The sequence below is a fragment of the Vibrio splendidus genome, assembly GCF_002873455.1.
Classification (GTDB): Bacteria; Pseudomonadota; Gammaproteobacteria; order Enterobacterales; family Vibrionaceae; genus Vibrio; species Vibrio splendidus_J.
Window position 1 is genome coordinate 151,048 of record NZ_MCUN01000035.1, and the last position, 15,714, is coordinate 166,761.

The 15,714-nt window shown below is 41.5% G+C and carries 20 protein-coding genes and 1 pseudogene; 16 read left to right on the forward strand and 5 right to left on the reverse strand.

Annotated features, from left to right (window positions below; translation table 11 throughout):
• Window positions 1-139 precede the first annotated feature (139 nt).
• From BCU75_RS19270 to BCU75_RS19315, 10 genes and pseudogenes are all read left to right on the forward strand, one after another.
• Window positions 140-601, forward strand: a complete 462-nt coding sequence (locus tag BCU75_RS19270) for an RDD family protein (RefSeq protein WP_102474774.1) — start codon at window positions 140-142, stop codon at window positions 599-601.
• A gap of 234 nt (window positions 602-835) precedes the next feature.
• Window positions 836-1,189, forward strand: coding sequence for a YkgJ family cysteine cluster protein (locus tag BCU75_RS19275; protein WP_076679176.1), 354 nt, complete (start codon window positions 836-838; stop codon window positions 1,187-1,189).
• A 161-nt stretch (window positions 1,190-1,350) separates the two neighbouring features.
• The gene (locus BCU75_RS19280) at window positions 1,351-1,758 is read left to right on the forward strand and encodes a GFA family protein (RefSeq protein WP_102474775.1); all 408 of its coding nucleotides are present in this window, start codon (window positions 1,351-1,353) and stop codon (window positions 1,756-1,758) included.
• 185 nt (window positions 1,759-1,943) lie between these two features.
• Window positions 1,944-2,369, forward strand: a complete 426-nt coding sequence (locus tag BCU75_RS19285) for a hypothetical protein (protein WP_102474776.1) — start codon at window positions 1,944-1,946, stop codon at window positions 2,367-2,369.
• Window positions 2,370-2,475: 106 nt separating this feature from the next.
• Window positions 2,476-3,043, forward strand: a pseudogene (locus tag BCU75_RS19290) (DJ-1/PfpI family protein).
• A gap of 99 nt (window positions 3,044-3,142) precedes the next feature.
• A complete protein-coding gene (locus tag BCU75_RS19295) occupies window positions 3,143-3,649 on the forward strand; it encodes a GNAT family N-acetyltransferase (RefSeq protein ID WP_102474777.1) in 507 nt (168 codons plus the stop codon).
• An 85-nt stretch (window positions 3,650-3,734) separates the two neighbouring features.
• The gene (locus BCU75_RS19300; RefSeq protein WP_102474778.1) at window positions 3,735-4,184 is read left to right on the forward strand and encodes a GNAT family N-acetyltransferase; all 450 of its coding nucleotides are present in this window, start codon (window positions 3,735-3,737) and stop codon (window positions 4,182-4,184) included.
• Entirely contained in the window at window positions 4,177-4,569 is a 393-nt protein-coding gene (locus BCU75_RS19305; protein WP_102474779.1) for a hypothetical protein, read from the forward strand. The genes BCU75_RS19300 and BCU75_RS19305 overlap by 8 nt, the downstream gene beginning before the upstream one ends.
• A gap of 89 nt (window positions 4,570-4,658) precedes the next feature.
• Window positions 4,659-5,222, forward strand: coding sequence for a class IV adenylate cyclase (gene cyaB, locus BCU75_RS19310; RefSeq protein WP_102474780.1), 564 nt, complete (start codon window positions 4,659-4,661; stop codon window positions 5,220-5,222).
• Window positions 5,223-5,236: 14 nt separating this feature from the next.
• Entirely contained in the window at window positions 5,237-5,719 is a 483-nt protein-coding gene (locus BCU75_RS19315; RefSeq protein WP_102474781.1) for a tetratricopeptide repeat protein, read from the forward strand.
• Window positions 5,720-5,763: 44 nt separating this feature from the next.
• Here BCU75_RS19315 and BCU75_RS19320 read toward each other — a convergent pair whose 3' ends face one another.
• The gene (locus tag BCU75_RS19320) at window positions 5,764-6,210 is read right to left on the reverse strand and encodes a hypothetical protein (protein ID WP_102464614.1); all 447 of its coding nucleotides are present in this window, start codon (window positions 6,208-6,210) and stop codon (window positions 5,764-5,766) included.
• Between the two features lie 84 nt (window positions 6,211-6,294).
• Here BCU75_RS19320 and BCU75_RS19325 point away from each other — a divergent pair, with 84 nt between their 5' ends.
• Window positions 6,295-6,732 carry a MarR family winged helix-turn-helix transcriptional regulator gene (locus tag BCU75_RS19325; protein ID WP_102474782.1) on the forward strand — a complete coding sequence of 146 codons (438 nt, stop codon included), beginning with the start codon at window positions 6,295-6,297 and terminating at the stop codon, window positions 6,730-6,732.
• 116 nt (window positions 6,733-6,848) lie between these two features.
• Here the strand turns inward: BCU75_RS19325 and BCU75_RS19330 are convergent, their stop codons facing one another.
• Both BCU75_RS19330 and BCU75_RS19335 read right to left on the reverse strand, forming a co-directional pair.
• Entirely contained in the window at window positions 6,849-7,877 is a 1,029-nt protein-coding gene (locus tag BCU75_RS19330) for a methionine synthase (protein ID WP_102474783.1), read from the reverse strand.
• Between the two features lie 45 nt (window positions 7,878-7,922).
• The gene (locus BCU75_RS19335; protein ID WP_102474784.1) at window positions 7,923-8,900 is read right to left on the reverse strand and encodes a DUF1852 domain-containing protein; all 978 of its coding nucleotides are present in this window, start codon (window positions 8,898-8,900) and stop codon (window positions 7,923-7,925) included.
• Between the two features lie 343 nt (window positions 8,901-9,243).
• On the opposite strand from BCU75_RS19335, the gene BCU75_RS19340 reads away from it, so the two are divergent.
• The 5 genes from BCU75_RS19340 to BCU75_RS19360 all read left to right on the forward strand — a co-directional run bounded on the left by BCU75_RS19340 (window position 9,244) and on the right by BCU75_RS19360 (window position 12,970).
• The gene (locus BCU75_RS19340; protein WP_102474821.1) at window positions 9,244-10,053 is read left to right on the forward strand and encodes a sulfite exporter TauE/SafE family protein; all 810 of its coding nucleotides are present in this window, start codon (window positions 9,244-9,246) and stop codon (window positions 10,051-10,053) included.
• A 221-nt stretch (window positions 10,054-10,274) separates the two neighbouring features.
• A complete protein-coding gene (locus BCU75_RS19345; RefSeq protein WP_102474785.1) occupies window positions 10,275-11,279 on the forward strand; it encodes a metal-dependent hydrolase in 1,005 nt (334 codons plus the stop codon).
• Between the two features lie 415 nt (window positions 11,280-11,694).
• On the forward strand, window positions 11,695-12,159 hold the full coding sequence (locus BCU75_RS19350) for a cupin domain-containing protein (protein WP_057623077.1): 465 nt from the start codon (window positions 11,695-11,697) through the stop codon (window positions 12,157-12,159).
• Between the two features lie 27 nt (window positions 12,160-12,186).
• Entirely contained in the window at window positions 12,187-12,552 is a 366-nt protein-coding gene (locus BCU75_RS19355; RefSeq protein WP_017097734.1) for a VOC family protein, read from the forward strand.
• A 46-nt stretch (window positions 12,553-12,598) separates the two neighbouring features.
• Window positions 12,599-12,970, forward strand: a complete 372-nt coding sequence (locus BCU75_RS19360; protein ID WP_017097735.1) for a DUF4440 domain-containing protein — start codon at window positions 12,599-12,601, stop codon at window positions 12,968-12,970.
• A 416-nt stretch (window positions 12,971-13,386) separates the two neighbouring features.
• Here BCU75_RS19360 and BCU75_RS19365 read toward each other — a convergent pair whose 3' ends face one another.
• On the reverse strand, window positions 13,387-14,097 hold the full coding sequence (locus BCU75_RS19365) for an alpha/beta hydrolase family protein (RefSeq protein ID WP_102474786.1): 711 nt from the start codon (window positions 14,095-14,097) through the stop codon (window positions 13,387-13,389).
• A 223-nt stretch (window positions 14,098-14,320) separates the two neighbouring features.
• Entirely contained in the window at window positions 14,321-15,184 is an 864-nt protein-coding gene (locus BCU75_RS19370; protein WP_102474787.1) for an AraC family transcriptional regulator, read from the reverse strand.
• Window positions 15,185-15,714 lie beyond the last annotated feature (530 nt).

The following is a 15,714-nucleotide window of genomic DNA, read 5'->3' on the forward strand; positions in this document are numbered from 1 at the left end:
GCTAGGCATTGATTTGGTAAGATTCACAACGTTTGGCACTTTTACTTTGGGTGCTAATCGTTTTAGTTGGTAGTCGTCATCACAATTCAACAGAGCGCTCGGCTGTAATGTGATTTAAACAAAACAGATAGGATATTTTATGGACAATGAGCAATTAGAGTATGCAGGCTTTTGGGTGCGATTAGGGGCTGCGTTAATTGATACATTCCTGTTCTTACTGGTAACCATGCCTTTATTGTATTGGGTATATGGTGACTATTATTTTGATTCAGATGAGTTCATCTTAGGCGGCTGGGATGTGTTGTTAAACTGGGTGCTCCCTTTTATCGCAACAGTCATCTTTTGGGTTTATCGATCTGGCACTCCAGGCAAAATTGCTTTGAAGCTTCAAGTTGTGAATGCGGAGACCGGAGAGGCGCTTTCTACAGGTAAATCAATTTTAAGGTACCTTGCGTATTACATAAGTATTCTTCCTCTGTGTTTTGGCTTTGTTTGGATTGCGTTTAGCGGAAAGAAACAAGGTTGGCATGATTTAATTGCCAATACAGTCGTTGTTAGACCAACAAATAAGGGCATTGAACCCGTAAAATTTGGAAAGTGAACTTAAGAAAACTCAGGCTGACAGTTCATGCATAATGTTTGTTGTTCTAACTTGGTTTGGTGTAATTGGTACAACTATCGTTCTGCACTCTGCCTACGTATCGACGATTTGCATACGGAGTGGTCCTGATGACTTCGCCATACGGCGGTGCTTTAGATTTAGGTTAGTTCTAAACTTCTAGCGAATTATGTATTGCTCTATAATAGTCGTGTATTACATGAGAAGAAGATATTGATGAACGATAATAGAGAGATAATTGCATACCTCCGCGAGAGTATTCCTGCGTTTGAATGCGTTAAGGGCTGTCATGATTGTTGTGGGCCAGTAACGACTTCTTCGGAAGAAATGTCGCGATTACCAAGGAAATCTGACGCTGAGCATGAAGCGGCCTTAGATGAATACAACTGTGTGCATTTAGGCCCGAATGGTTGTGAGGTATATGAAGAGCGACCATTAATCTGTCGATTGTTTGGTACAACACCTCGTATGGCATGTCCAAACGGATGCCGTCCAGTAGAAATGGTCGATCTAAAAATTGAACGTCAGGTGCATTACTTCATCAGGAACACTCGCCAAGTTTTAGTGTAGTTGGCTCAATAGCCAACAGAATACCCACAATCACATAAGCATTAAAAACAGCTCACTTGTCTCAGATAAAATAGTGCAATATTGGCGTAATGCGTTAAATGGTTAGAAGTCCAATTTAACCAGTGGGTTAACACAGTATATGAAAGGGAATGAGACTCAGGATGAGTACAGGTTTTAAAGGTTCGTGTTTGTGTGGAAGTGTTCGCTTTTCGGTTGATGGATTCAGTGAAAAGGTAGCCAACTGTCATTGTTCAATGTGCCGAAAATTTCACGGTGCAGCTTTTGGTACGTTAGTTGGTGTTCAAGGGTTGAGCTGGCTTTCAGGTAAAGATCGACTCAAAGAGTTTGTGGCATCAAACGGCACAACACGAACATTCTGTTCCAACTGTGGTTCAAGTTTAGGCTTCAGAGTACAAGGTGAACCTTTAGAAAACATCGAACTAGCAATATCGACATTCGACGTGGAAATTCCAGTCAAAATTGATGCTCAAATTTACACCAACTACAAAGCGAGCTGGTGTGAATTACAGCCAGACTTACCTACGCATTCAGAAGGGCGAACAAGTTAATCGATCTTCGATTCTTTGAATCGCAAATATTGAATGCACAGTGATTATGGTTAACGTGCTTGGTGTTGCCCAATTCTTAACGCACGTTGACTTCTCCCCCAAAATTCATTGAGGCAGCTCGAAAAGATCGGGTTTTCATACAATCCTATATTGGCATCTATCCATACTGAATCCAGGAGGAAAGTATGAGATGGTTAATAATTAAAAATGCGTTCATTACGCTTACTATAGGATTTGGAATTGTATGGCTAATTTCTCGAGGAGACTATTTAGCCACAGCGTCAGTTTACCCGATCGACTTTGTGTTCTTATGGTTGGGCGTTGCTTTAGCGGGCTTCGCATCTATTTATACAATAGATGACCTTCAACGAGGTTCATGGCATAAGTCTGCTGTGATTTATGCATTTTATTATTATGGTGCATTCGGTCTTTTTGCAGACGGCCACGTTGCGGATTGGGCTCATAGCACTGGTTACATTGAGAAGTTGTTTATGTCTGGCTTTATAATTTTCGTCTCGTTATTTTCAATAGTCGTGCCGTTAATCGTGTTCACGATCTCTGTTATACAGGCACATCTTCTTTCTATCGCAGTTGAAAATAGACAGCTGTAAACAAGTCAATTATCTACATGTTCGAGTTTTTAAATAGGTGTGTTAATTAGCTAAATAAGATGCGAAGGTAGGCCAAAATATTCATCATTTTGTACATGGAGGTACAATGAACATCGGTATATATATTTATAATCAAGCAGAAGTTCTCGATTTCTCTGGTCCATTTGAGGTTTTTAGTACGGCAAAGCGCTTAGGTGCTGAAGATCTAAATGTATTCATGGTTTCTGAGCACGCCGAGCCAGTTGCCGCCCGTGGTGGGTTTAAGGTTCTGACTGACTACTCGTTACAAAATCATCCAGAGATAGATTTGTTAATGGTAGTTGGCGGTGTGCATACTGACGAGATGAACAAGCCGAATGTACTGGATTGGTTGGTATCCGTTGAGCCAAATGCTGAACAAGTTGTGTCAGTTTGTACTGGCGTGTTTTTATTGGCTAAAGCTGGCTTACTTAAGGGGGTAACAGTCACTACCCATTGGGAAGATATTTCCGACTTAGCATTACCAGTTCCCTGATTTAAATGTGGTTAGTGATAAACGATGGGTAACATCGGAGAAGTTCACAACTTCAGGAGGTATTTCTGCTGGTATAGATATGAGCTTACATCTGATGTCTGAGCGCTATGGTTTAGAATTTGCCACGGTAGTCGCTCGGCAAATGGAGTACAACTGGTAGGAATACACAAAACTAACATTCCAAAGATGATTCAATATATGTGGCATTTATCTATGTATTGGTTTTAGTGTTTAGCGCAACAATTAAAAAGGACATTACATGGAAATAAGAGTAGGGGCATTACCTGATGTTGCGGGCATCACCGGTATCTTTAACTTCTATATTCAACACACCAACGCGCGTTTTGAAGAAGAGAAATTTTCGTTGGAAAATCGCCAGCAGTGGTTCGCTCAGTTTTCAAACAACAGCAAACATCAACTTTATGGAGCGATAGAAAATGGTGTGTTATTAGGTTTCGCGTGTTCTCAGCAATACCGGGCTATGTCGGCATTTGAAGACACTGCAGAGGTCACTATTTATCTTGCGGCAGAAGCTCAAGGTAAAGGTTTAGGCTCTAAGCTTTATTCTCAGCTATTTGCATCGATTAGTGATTATGGTGTTCACCGCGTACTCTCAGGTGTTGCTTTACCTAATGAGGCTTCAATAGCACTTCATAAACGTTTTGGATTTCGAGAAGTCGGAGTGTTCAATGAATATGCGAAGAAAAACGGTCAATACATCAGTTCAATGTGGTTAGAGAAGGCGTTAAACAAGGAATCAGATTGATTAGGATGGTTCAAACACTATGCAATACTCTTGGTACTTTAATTACGTATTGCTCAATGTTTGATTTAGAAACAAAGGACACAATATGGAAGTAAGGTTAGTCAAAGGTTCCGATCCTAAGTTCGCAGAATCGATCACCAAAACGAATATGGCGAGTTACTACCAAGCTCGTGGCATCGTTTGGGGTCATAGTCAGTTTTTACGTAGCTGGGATGAACTGGATAACTATGAAATTTATGTAGGGGATAGCCGTATTGGTGTTATCCGCTTCAGTTACACCAGTGATACAACGTTTCTTAGGGACTTGCAGATATTAGCTGAATATCAAGGTAGAGGCTTTGGCTCTAAGTGTCTCGATCTAGCTATTGAACATGCGAACAATCAAGCATCGGCTCAATTAGTGCTGCGTGTGTTCAGTGAGAGTCCCGTCATTAAGCTTTATCAATCAAAAGGTTTTACTAAGTTGTATGAAGTGGAAGGGCTCGTTGAAATGGAACTGCTTTTAGGATCATCATTGAGAGGGTGTCATGGATAACCGTATCCAGTTAAATTTAGTTAAATATACACTGCTTGAGTTCGCACTCGCTGCGTTCTTATTGTTGTCTGTTTATTGGCTATTTGATGGTAACCCTCAATCACTGCCAACTATTGAGTTGATGCTCAGTTCTGTTGCGGTATTAAAAGTCGTGACGCTATGGTGGAAGTTTCGCAATAGCTCTTTTGAAATATCGAACAATCATGTCTGTTTCGATGGTTACGCTTGCGATATCAAGTTACAGGGAAATATTCTTCCTTTTGACATCGGGTCAGTTATCAAGCTTTCATACACGAAAGGTACGATGCAAAAACGCAACATTTACCTTCCGAAAGGTGCTATGAACCAAGAAGAATGGAAGCGTGTTCTAGCATGTCGGACATAGTTTTACGGCTTTAGTTTGTGTTGTGCGTCAGTTTGTATTTCGGATGCGGTTCGTGTGCTAGTATCGCCTTTTTTGCATCGAGCTAATCTATGACTAACGAGCATTTCAAAGGCAAATATGAGGTTGAGCTCAAGTATCGACTTGGCTCTAAGTCTGAGTTCTTGAAAACTTTAAACCTAATTCCTCATGAAGTCATGCTGCAAGACAACCTAGAATGTGATTGGTATTTCGATAGCCCTGATAGAAGCTTACAGGCTCACAACAAAAGCTTGTGTATTCGCACTATGGATCCGTCGGGTATCAAGTTATGGATTGTAAAAGGCCCTGAGCCTGATCGATGCGAAGCGACAGATATCACCGATGCGACGAACGCCAAGAGCATGCTAGAGAACTTGGGATACGAAGTGATTCTTAAAGCGCAGAAAACTCGCAGTATTTACTTTGTTGGAGAGTTCCATATCACGGTCGATTCTCTTGCGGGTATTGGTGATTTTGCCGAATTTGCAATCATGACGGACGATGAATCTAAGTTGTCTGTGTATAAAAGTGAGCTTGAGTTGTTAGCCAGTAAGTTCGGGTTGACTCAATCGGCACTGCAAACTCAGTCTTATAAACAGATGTTCGAGGAAATGAACGCAAAGCACAGCGCTTAGCGTCAGGGAGAATTATGGACACCGTTATCAAACAAGCAATCGAATTGCGAAAAGAAGAAAAGTATCAAGAGTCTCGTGACTTATTGGCGACGCTGCTAAGCGATAAAAGTTATGCAGCGAAAGCACATTTACAGATTGCGTGGTCTTACGACAACCAAGGCAAAGAGCAACAGGCGATTGAGCACTATGTATTGTCTCTGTCTGGTGTGCTTTCTTCAGTAGAACGTTTTGATGCGCTGTTCGGCTTGGCGAGTACTTATCGAAGCCTTGGCCTTTATACAAAAGCTTTAGACTATTTCGAGCAGGCGATGGTTGAATATCCTGACTCGATAGAAGTGAAGCCTTTTTATGCAATGTGCCTGTACAATTTAGGCCGCCATAAAGAGGCGACGTCGCTGTTACTTGAGCTTTTAGTTTCCACGACGAATAACGAGGCGATCAAAGAGTACCAACGAGCGATCTCTTTATATGCCCAAGACCTAGATAAAACCTGGTAAACAGCCGCGTATAAAGCTCATCGGTTTGCTTAAACACGATGAGCTTAGCCTTGTTTTACCTTCTTAGGGCGAAACTTTCTGCCGTCCATGATATTCAAAGACATCAGTGTTAGGTTGGTCGCGCCTGCTATCAGTTCTAAAACCTGAACGCCATAAAACACTGAGTCGAACTCTCCTAAACTTGCCCACTGATTTAAAAAGTAAGCGGCCGGAATCAAAATAACGATCCCGTTGAACGCGATAATTGGCATGCGTTTACTTTTACGTTCAACTATTTTCCCTTTACGTTGTTTTGCCATAGCTGCACCGGTTGCACCAGTGATAGCAATGGCTGGGACAAGAATAAACAAGCCCGGAAAAACGATCATCGACTTGACTAGCTTCACTGATTCCAAAGTGCCAAACAGTTCTACAAACAATGTACTGGTAAAGAATGTCGCGACACACAGTGTTGCTGTTAATGCCGCTGTTTTGTGGATTATTGGTTTCATATCATTTGCGCCTTTAATTTGGTAACATGTTGTCAATTTAGTTTAAGTCTAATTTAATGACAGCATGTTGTCAAAGTGAGTGTTATGGATACGAATGGAGAAGTTTTCACAAAGATCGCACTAGAGATCTTTAAGGTCAGTGGTCTATTGAATGCAGAGGGTGACAAATTAACCGAAGAGTTAGGGTTAAGCAGTGCCAGATGGAAGGTGATGGGTGCGATCGAAAAGTCCGATGATCTGGTCACGGTTTCTCAAATTGCCCGTATTATGGGGCAAAGCAGACAAGCGACTCAGCGTGTTACCGACATCATGGTGAAAGATGGTTTACTAACTTGGCTTGATAACCCAAATCACAAAAAAGCAAAATTGGTTAACATGACTGAAAAGGGTAGGGATGCATATAACCGATTAGATCAAAAACAGGAAGTATGGGCAGAAAGTGGCGCTGAAGGCATTGAAAGAGACGAGCTTGATAAGGCGCTAAGCACTCTGAAGAAGATGGCTATCTTCTTAGATAAATAGATAAATAGATAAATAGATAAATAGAGAGTGGAAGTTGAGAAGAGTACAGAAGCCTAAGCATCAATGTGACACTTAGGCTTTAAGATCTTAACTTTGTAGATCCTTTTGAGAAAACGTTACGCTGAAATCTCTTTACGAACGATCTCTGCGCCAGCACTTAGCGCATTAAGCTTAGCTGAGGCAATTTCGCGAGGTAGGGGGGCCATGCCACAATTGGTGCAAGGGTAGAGCTTATCTGCATCAACATACTTAAGTGTTTCTCTCAGAGTGTTAGCTACCTCTTCTGGTGTTTCAATGGAATCGGTTGCAACATCGATCGCGCCGACCATCACTTTCTTGCCTCGAACCAGGTCAAGTAACTCAAGTGGTACATGAGAGTTGTGGCACTCTAAAGAGATAATATCGATATTCGATTGCTGCAGCTTAGGAAATACCTCTTCGTATTGGCGCCACTCTGTGCCTAACGTCTTTTTCCAATCCGTATTCGCTTTGATACCGTAGCCATAGCAAATATGCACAGCTGTTTCGCACTTAAGCCCTTCAATGGCTCTTTCCAAGCAAGCAATGCCCCAATCATTTACTTCATCAAAGAACACGTTAAATGCAGGTTCATCGAACTGAATAATATCAACGCCTGCAGCTTCTAGCTCTTTCGCTTCTTCGTTAAGGATCTTTGCAAATTCCCACGCGAGCTTTTCACGGCTTTGGTAATGCGCATCGTAAAGTGTATCAATCATGGTCATAGGCCCCGGTAGAGCCCATTTAATAGGTTGATCCGTTTGTTGACGTAAAAACTTAGCATCTTCGACAAAAACGGATTTCTGACGAGAAACAGGGCCAACGACTGTCGGTACACTTGCATCGTAACGGTCACGGATTTTAACGGTTTCACGCTTTTCAAAATCAACGCCATTCAGGTGTTCAATGAAGGTCGTTACAAAGTGCTGACGTGTTTGTTCGCCGTCACTTACAATATCAATGCCTGCTTGCTGCTGTTCATGTAGAGACACACGCAGCGCATCTTGTTTGCCGTCTGTGAGTTCATCGCCTTGCAGTTTCCATGGCGACCAAAGCGTCTCTGGTTGTGCAAGCCAAGACGGTTTCGGCAAACTGCCCGCTGTTGAAGTCGGTAAAAGTGTTTTCATAATAATACTGCCTATCCTTGGGTGGTTTGAGAGCGCAATAGACGATTAAAGTGCGTAATTTGCCGACCAGTTATCGAGAACCGATTGGTATGGCTTAATGAAATTCTCTTCTGCGAACTTACCTTGCTCAACTGCTAGCTGGCCTCGCTCTTCACGGTCGTACACGATTTGAGTTAGCGAGTGATCCAAGTTTTTCAAATTTGGTTGGTAACAGTTGCCCGCAACCGCGTTCGCGTTGTAAATCTCAGGTCGGTAGATCTTCTGGAACGTACCCATGGTGCTGATGGTGCTGATAAGCTCTAGGTTAGAGTAATCGTTCAGCAGATCACCAAAGAAATAGAAAGCCAAAGGTGCAACACTGTTTGGCGGCATGAAATAACGAACCTGTAAGCCCATCTTCTTGAAATATTGCTCAGTTAAAGAAGACTCATTCGGTTGGTATTCAAAACCTAATACTGGGTGTTGGTTTTCAGTGCGGTAATAGGTTTTATTATCTGACACGCTTAAGCAAATAACAGGTGGCTTATTAAAGTTCTTTTTGTAAGCGTCAGAATTAACGAAATATTTAAATAGCTTGCCGTGTAAATCACCAAAATCTTCTGGAATGCTGAATTTATCTTGGCCTTTATTATGATCCAACAGAAGTACGCTAAAGTCATAATCTCGAACATAAGAAGAGAAGTTATTTCCGATAATGCCTTCAATACGCTCGTTGGTGTTTCGGTCCAGGATATTGGTTTTCAGTACTTCAATTGAAGGGAATGCTTCACCGTTGCTTTCAATGTCCATATCAACAGAAATGATTTCAAGCTCAACAGAGTAACGGTCGCCCTTAGGGTTGTCCCAGTGCGCTAACGCGTTGAAACTGTTATCGATCATTTGTAGTGCATTACGCAAGTTCGCTTGACGGCTGTCGCCTCTAGCCAGGTTAGCAAAGTTGGTTGTGATACGCGTGCTGTCTGCAGGCTGGTAGTTTTCGTCGAGACTAATGCTCTTAATCGTAAAATTAAATTCTTTATTCATGCTAATTTGGTATCCCAATTTTTTTTCTGATTCTCTCGGTCTTTAGTATTAAAACGGCTTTTATTTTTTGCTTGTGACCAGATTAAGAATCGAAAGCTATGCTGTCTGAAATTAATGCTTAGTAGCATTACTGTCGTATAAAGTTAATCGCTTAAGGTTTTTATACGTGGATAGGTTCACCATTAACAATGGTATTACTTCACATTGAACATGAGGAATATTCATGATCTATTCTGTTTGAATATTTAAGTCGGTGTCAGTTATATTAATTAGCTTGATGGAAATATAACCACATTAATAGTGCGTTATTTAAGACAATTAATTTAATTAAGAGATGGATGAAATGAGTGAGTTGCTGTTGTTGATTTTATACTGTGCATTATTAGGCTGTGGTGTTGGTTTTCTTGCCGGGCTTTTGGGGATTGGCGGGGGGCTGATCATTGTTCCGGTGCTAAGCAGTATTTTACTTCACTTAGAGATTCTACCTGCGGATCAAGTGGTTGTTGCGGCCATCGCTACCTCGTTGGCATCGATACTGTTCACCTCAACTTCTTCTGCACTTGCTCACCACAAGAATGGCAACGTGCCTTGGGATCTGGCGCCTTGGATCATGCTCGGTGTTGCTCTTGGCGCATTAGTTAGTGGCTTTATGGCGGCTCTGTTGCCGGAAAAAGTCGTTCGCATTGTGTTTGCTGTGAGCGTGGTTCTCATTGCGATCAAGATGTTCTTGAGCAGCAAAAATGATTCACCTAAAGAACGTAAACTGCCGAACAAGGGCGTGCTAACTGTGCTGACAACCATTACGGGTGGCTTGTCTGCCATGATAGGTATTGGTGGCGGTGCATTACTGGTTCCGCTATTAACGTTTTTCTCTGTCGATATGAAAAAGGCCATCGGTTGTGCGTCTACTTGTGGCATTGTCATCGCGCTATTTGGTTCGATAGGTTACATCAGCTCAGGCAGCAGCCACTTTGCGCTAACCGACGGTTTTGCTGGCTTTGTTTATCTACCTGCGTTGCTTGGTATTGTGTGCACTTCTTGGTTTACGGCTCCAATGGGTGCAAAAGCCACCAACCATTTACCTGTCCCAACGATTAAGAAGATTTTCTCAGTACTGTTGGTTGTTATCGCAGCAAGCATGGTTGCTCGTTAATTTTTTGTTGTTCGATACGATGTGTTGGGTATGAACAGATCGATTTAGTACTAACGAATGAAAAAGAGCAGTCATTTGGCTGCTCTTTTTATATCTGTCAGCCGACTTTTATACGTTTATGTGCATGAGTATCTCGGTAAAACATTGTTATTTCCCCCAATTCACTGCTATAGCTGAATGTATCTTTTTTGATTCAACGGAATGCTATCAATGAGTGATTTATGGATCCTTTAACGCAAGGCGTGTTAGGCGCTTCTTTGGCACAGTCGGCAAGCAAAAAACAACATTTGGTTGTTGCTGGGGTATTAGGGCTGCTCTCTGGATTGGCACCAGATCTAGATGCACTGATTAAGTCTCAAAGTGATCCTTTGTTGGCTTTGGAATTTCATCGACAATTTACCCATTCACTCTTCTTTATCCCAATTGGCAGTTTGATCTGCGCTTTGGTTCTGCATCTGCTCATTGCAAAAAGGCGTGGGCTCTCTTTCAAACAAAGCTGGTTTTTTTGTGCTCTGGGTTATGGCACTCATGCATTGTTAGACGCTTGTACTACTTATGGCACGCAGTTACTTTGGCCTTTCACCAATGCGCGTTTTGCTTGGAATACCATATCAATCATCGACCCTGTCTATACGCTTCCCATCTTAATATTGCTGGTGGTTGCAACATTGAAGCGAGCACCTTGGTTAGCGCGTGTTGCGTTTGCTTGGGTTCTAATTTATCCAACATTAGGAATGATACAAAGAGACAGGGCAGAGGCGATAGGGTGGCAATTAGCGGAACAAAGACAACATACGCCGATTCGATTAGAGGCAAAACCGAGCTTTGCTAATATCTTGGTTTGGAAAGTGGTGTACGAAACAGAGGCTCATTACCATGTAGACGCAGTGCGGGCTGGCACATCGGTAAACGTATATCCAGGAGAGTCGATCGCTAAGCTGAACGTTAACAGTGATTTACCTTGGCTTGACCCTGATTCTCAACAAGCCAAAGACATTGAGCGCTTCCGCTGGTTTTCAAATGGTTATATTGCACAGGACCCATCAGATGATCTGCGGATTATTGATGTTAGGTATTCAATTGTACCGAACCAACTGAAAGCGCTCTGGAGTATTAAGCTATCGCCATCCGTCGATGCAGGTACACACGTGAAATACGAAACGCACAGAGACAATACACCAGAGTCGAGACAGATCTTCTTCGATATGCTCATTGGCGATAAATGACTCGTTATGAAGAGTAAAAGGCTGAGTCAGATAATCTGCTCAGCCTTTTCTATTCGTTTATTTAACAGGTCGATGTTGCATTGATCTGTACCATCAATACTGGACGCTACGTTAAGCGACTTTCCATACCTTTAGTTATCTCTTAATTGTTAATTTAGGGGAAGTTGTAGCTCATTTATGCCCCAAAGTGTGTCACGACCGATGACTGACTAATTAATGGTGAGTTGATTTTGTAATACATATGCTAACTAACAACCCTAGAGTGCAGGTGTTTTTTTCGTAACCCATCACTCGTGTGCGTACAAAAATCACATAACCACCATATATGGCTTGAGTTGCTTAAAAAGGTTGAGCAAGATGGCCAGAAGCAAATGACTATATCCCGACTGAAAAGCGTTATGCATAGGGGCAATTAATGACGAAAGCGAAACAAGCGTTAAGCATAAAAGGTGATACGTTTAACCCATTTCCAGAGCCATTTAAATCTCGCCTTGGTCAATCTGAATGCAGAAGTTTAGGTGATTCTTTTGGGCTCACTCAGTTCGGTGTGAATCTGGAAGTATTAGAACCGAATGCGCAGTCGGCTCTTCGCCATTGGCACACAAGGTCAGATGAGTTTCTTTATGTACTCGGTGGTGAGCTATGTTTAGTCAGTGATGACGGTGAGCAGACATTGTTTGCAGGAATGTGTATTGGCTTCCCTGCTAGGGTCGAAAATGGTCATCATTTAATAAACCGTAGTAGCGAACAAAGTAAATTTATAGTTATAGGGAGCCGAGTTGCAAAAGACGAAGCCCATTATCCAGATGATGATTTCAAATGGGTTGTTGAAAGTTCTGGTGAATGGACTCCCTCTAGAAAAAACGGCACACCATACTAGTGACTGTTAAGTAGTAGGAGGGAGACTATGATTCCAACAGCGATTCTTATTCATGTTCAAAATGTCGCATTAGGCATCGAGTGGTATCAAAAAGCCTTTCCTACAGCTGAATCTGTTTATCATCCTAGTTTCGACTTTACCGTGCTCAATTTAAACGGTTTTTCTCTTGAGATAGTGCAAGCAGACGAAAAAGTAGGCTCGGGTAAATGCGGGACAGTTTTATATTGGTCGGTAAACAACTTGGATAAAGCACTGGATCATTTTGAAGAACTTGGTGCAAAACTGTATAGAGGCCCAATGGCAATTGAAAATGGGCTTTTTATGTGTCAAATCGAAGATCCGTTTGGCAACTTAATTGGCTTGCGTGGGGCGACGACGTTGCAAGTGGTTTAAATGGATTATAAAAGGCCTTATATGCCATATCAGTTTAGGAGGTAAAATGGACATTTTGATCGAACAAGAAATAGAACTCCATCAATACCAAACTCGTCAGAACAAAGCTGACCTTGATCGTTTAATACACCCTAGTTTTACTGAAGTTGGTAAGTCAGGAGATAGCTACGACTTTACATCCATTATTCAAATGATGGATTTGGAAGAGCCTTCAGATATCCGCGTTCATTCTCAAAAGTATGAATGTATTCAACTTGAGCCTTCTATACAGCTTTTAAAGTATGAGTCTGCTCTTGTAAGTGAATCTGGAGAAGTTAGTGACTATGCCAAACGCTGTTCAATTTGGACATTTACGGGCACTTGTTGGAAGCTCAGATATCATCAAGGTACGCAATGTAAACCTTTCAAACTCAGTTAGTAGTGATTATCCGAAATCTAACTATCTACTGAAGTTTGTCATTACGGGGGAGCTTAAAGTTTGTAACACGCCTCTGCCCCATTTTTAGTTTCGCCAAAAAGCCTACGTTCTCGGTCGGGTGGGTTTTGACCACATATAACTAATCTGACACCCAAAACTCACAAAGTCCGAAAAGTGGCCGTCATAGTGTTGTTCTTAGCTCAAATGAATTTGCTGATTTTTGCCCTGAAAATCGCACTGAAAGCGTCCCAAATATCCGCTTAGAGCGTTTTAGGCGGTCTGAGGGTTGTTTTGGATAGCAAAATCGCACATTTGTCATAATAGGAATAATGAACACTGAATTTAGAATTTGGTTTAAATATTATGCCGAAATTACGAATCCGTCTTAAACGTTGTTAGCCGTATTTTCACGGTGATTAATCCAAAACATATTTTTGACTTAAAGCAAACTTACTAATTTCTTCAGAATATTCCTGCAAAAATTTATTCTTATCGATCTGAGGCTCGGCGATATGTGGTGGTACTTGATCCATAAATGAGAAATGATCGCCACCTTCAACAACTCTCATTTCCACCATTTGCGGATTAGGAATGGTTTGAGCCAACCATTCCGTTTGGGCGCTCGGTGTAATCTCATCTTCTGAGCCAACCCACGCAAAAATGGGAATATTAACTGTGTCAAGCGAACCTGGAGCATAAAAAAACTTAGTTGGCGCAGCCAAAATTACCAAAGACACAAGTCTGTTGTCCGGTAAAATATCAACTATTTCTCTTGATCTCGTTTGCATCTCTGCGCCAGCTAAAGCGATAAGTGTAGCAGCACCAATCGAGTGCCCTATTCCTATCACTTTTGAATTAGGTTGTGTACATGCTTTTAGAGAGAGGGACAGTCGTCTTGCTCTAAGAGATAATTCAATTTTATTAGGAAAATGATTTGTAAGCATCTCAAAACATGGAGCAATTATTGTACACCCTGATTTTTTTAGTGTATCCAAAAGAGTTGAATATCGTCCAGGCATTCCACCTGAGCCGACAGAAAACAGTATAACTGGACTGTTTTGTTCACCAGACTCGTGTACCAAAACTTTAAATGGTTCACCGCCATCTTGTATTATCTTGGTTTGCATAAAATTTCTCCTAGGCTTTGCTATTGTGGATACACTTAGCTCTTTATATTCGGCGATGAGCCGTTCTTTCGTTTTGAGCTATTTTTGGACAGTCAATATAAATTTAAGGGCTTAAAAGACGGTTTAGTCTATTTAGATGGTAATATGACTCTTCCTTAATTGAGTGTAGATTTTACGTAACGCTCGTTGTGCGTAGGTGGTTGATTTACCATAATTGCATTTACTATTTAATTGGTAGGTAGATCTCTGTTAACAACCCACACTCATTAACTTCATGAGCAAAATTTAAGTAACGGAAGAAACAAGGGGAGTCTCTTAATTCTTTGCCACTATCTGGCAGCCATTTATGGTACAAGTGATACACGGTGTTACTAATACTATCATGGCTTCCTTCATGGAGAGCCATGGCGCATCTGCCACTTGGTATTGTTCCAGATTTTATTCCATAGACGTTTGCTAGAACCTCTCCTCTGTGCAAGCCACAGATATCAAACTGAAACTCATCATCAGGCGTATCGTTTGGGTCAGAGTGAGGAATACCAAATGTTTCGCTGGTTTTTATTGGAGATAAACCTGTTGATTTTCGCCAATTTATGAACTTGGCTACTGTCTCGTATACCAGTCTTGGGTTACCTTTATGTTCAATTAATGCAACTTCTCTTTTTTCGAAGTCTACGACTTGAACGTCCTTTACACTTTCTCCTGTTATCGGTGGATGATATTCATACCTTGAGTGCCAAGTACGCCACTCAGGCTGATTTCTAAATTGGGAAGGTGATTGTCCAAATATCCTAGAAAAAGCACGGCTAAAGGCTTCTAGGCTTGTGAAGTGAGCTTCAAAGGCAATATCAGTAACACTGTACTCTGACTCGAATGCTAACCTGAAAGAAGCGCGTTTCATTCGTGCCAGCAACACATATTGCATAGCGCTAATCCCCATAAACGCTTTAAAGATACGATGAAAGTGGTACTTTGAACTGGCAGCTACAGAACTTAGCTGCTCAAGTGAGAACTCGCCATCTAGGTTACCATCTATAAAATCGCACACTTTTTTTATTTGTCGTTCATGATGTTTAATCACGCTCACTGCTTTTTATACTCCAACTTAAAAATCTTAGAAATGATAATACCCAAGAAGATTTTATTATGCCTGATTGAAATTGCTAGATGACGGGTAGTAGACAGTTTATGGAGGGCTAATAGGTATGCTTAACTGCCATATCAACAAGTAATAACGTCATCTTAACTGCGTAGCACTCAGTGTTTACTTCTGTTTGTTTTCGTTGACGGTTAGCACCTCAGCAAAGAGTGTAATACAGCATTTTGCAGTACTAAAACTTATCCGTAGTTTTCTAATTTAAGTGGCTACTCTAACAAGATTTTGTCCAGAACCTTCGTAGGCTGAATTTTTACCCGTGGCATTTTCTAGCACGTCTGTGCCCCAAAGTTCGTTAGAGCAAATGCTCCACACAATTTAGGGGCGTGCGTTTTACCCTACGAAAAGTTATCCAAATTCGGTAGCTGTCAAAGTTATGCCACACAGAAAACCGCCCCCATTATCTTTATCACTAACCTATTGATTTATTGTTGAAGCGTAAAAAGAAAGGCTGCATTATG

Excerpts from the sequence above, each read along its gene's own strand:
- BCU75_RS19270 (WP_102474774.1), top strand. The coding sequence starts at position 140 with ATGGACAATGAGCAATTAGAGTATGCAGGCTTTTGGGTGCGATTAGGG.
- BCU75_RS19275 (WP_076679176.1), top strand. The coding sequence starts at position 836 with ATGAACGATAATAGAGAGATAATTGCATACCTCCGCGAGAGTATTCCT.
- BCU75_RS19280 (WP_102474775.1), top strand. The coding sequence starts at position 1,351 with ATGAGTACAGGTTTTAAAGGTTCGTGTTTGTGTGGAAGTGTTCGCTTT.
- BCU75_RS19285 (WP_102474776.1), top strand. The coding sequence starts at position 1,944 with ATGAGATGGTTAATAATTAAAAATGCGTTCATTACGCTTACTATAGGA.
- BCU75_RS19295 (WP_102474777.1), top strand. The coding sequence starts at position 3,143 with ATGGAAATAAGAGTAGGGGCATTACCTGATGTTGCGGGCATCACCGGT.
- BCU75_RS19300 (WP_102474778.1), top strand. The coding sequence starts at position 3,735 with ATGGAAGTAAGGTTAGTCAAAGGTTCCGATCCTAAGTTCGCAGAATCG.
- BCU75_RS19305 (WP_102474779.1), top strand. The coding sequence starts at position 4,177 with ATGGATAACCGTATCCAGTTAAATTTAGTTAAATATACACTGCTTGAG.
- cyaB (WP_102474780.1), top strand. The coding sequence starts at position 4,659 with ATGACTAACGAGCATTTCAAAGGCAAATATGAGGTTGAGCTCAAGTAT.
- BCU75_RS19315 (WP_102474781.1), top strand. The coding sequence starts at position 5,237 with ATGGACACCGTTATCAAACAAGCAATCGAATTGCGAAAAGAAGAAAAG.
- BCU75_RS19320 (WP_102464614.1), bottom strand. The coding sequence starts at position 6,210 with ATGAAACCAATAATCCACAAAACAGCGGCATTAACAGCAACACTGTGT.
- BCU75_RS19325 (WP_102474782.1), top strand. The coding sequence starts at position 6,295 with ATGGATACGAATGGAGAAGTTTTCACAAAGATCGCACTAGAGATCTTT.
- BCU75_RS19330 (WP_102474783.1), bottom strand. The coding sequence starts at position 7,877 with ATGAAAACACTTTTACCGACTTCAACAGCGGGCAGTTTGCCGAAACCG.
- BCU75_RS19335 (WP_102474784.1), bottom strand. The coding sequence starts at position 8,900 with ATGAATAAAGAATTTAATTTTACGATTAAGAGCATTAGTCTCGACGAA.
- BCU75_RS19340 (WP_102474821.1), top strand. The coding sequence starts at position 9,244 with ATGAGTGAGTTGCTGTTGTTGATTTTATACTGTGCATTATTAGGCTGT.
- BCU75_RS19345 (WP_102474785.1), top strand. The coding sequence starts at position 10,275 with ATGGATCCTTTAACGCAAGGCGTGTTAGGCGCTTCTTTGGCACAGTCG.
- BCU75_RS19350 (WP_057623077.1), top strand. The coding sequence starts at position 11,695 with ATGACGAAAGCGAAACAAGCGTTAAGCATAAAAGGTGATACGTTTAAC.
- BCU75_RS19355 (WP_017097734.1), top strand. The coding sequence starts at position 12,187 with ATGATTCCAACAGCGATTCTTATTCATGTTCAAAATGTCGCATTAGGC.
- BCU75_RS19360 (WP_017097735.1), top strand. The coding sequence starts at position 12,599 with ATGGACATTTTGATCGAACAAGAAATAGAACTCCATCAATACCAAACT.
- BCU75_RS19365 (WP_102474786.1), bottom strand. The coding sequence starts at position 14,097 with ATGCAAACCAAGATAATACAAGATGGCGGTGAACCATTTAAAGTTTTG.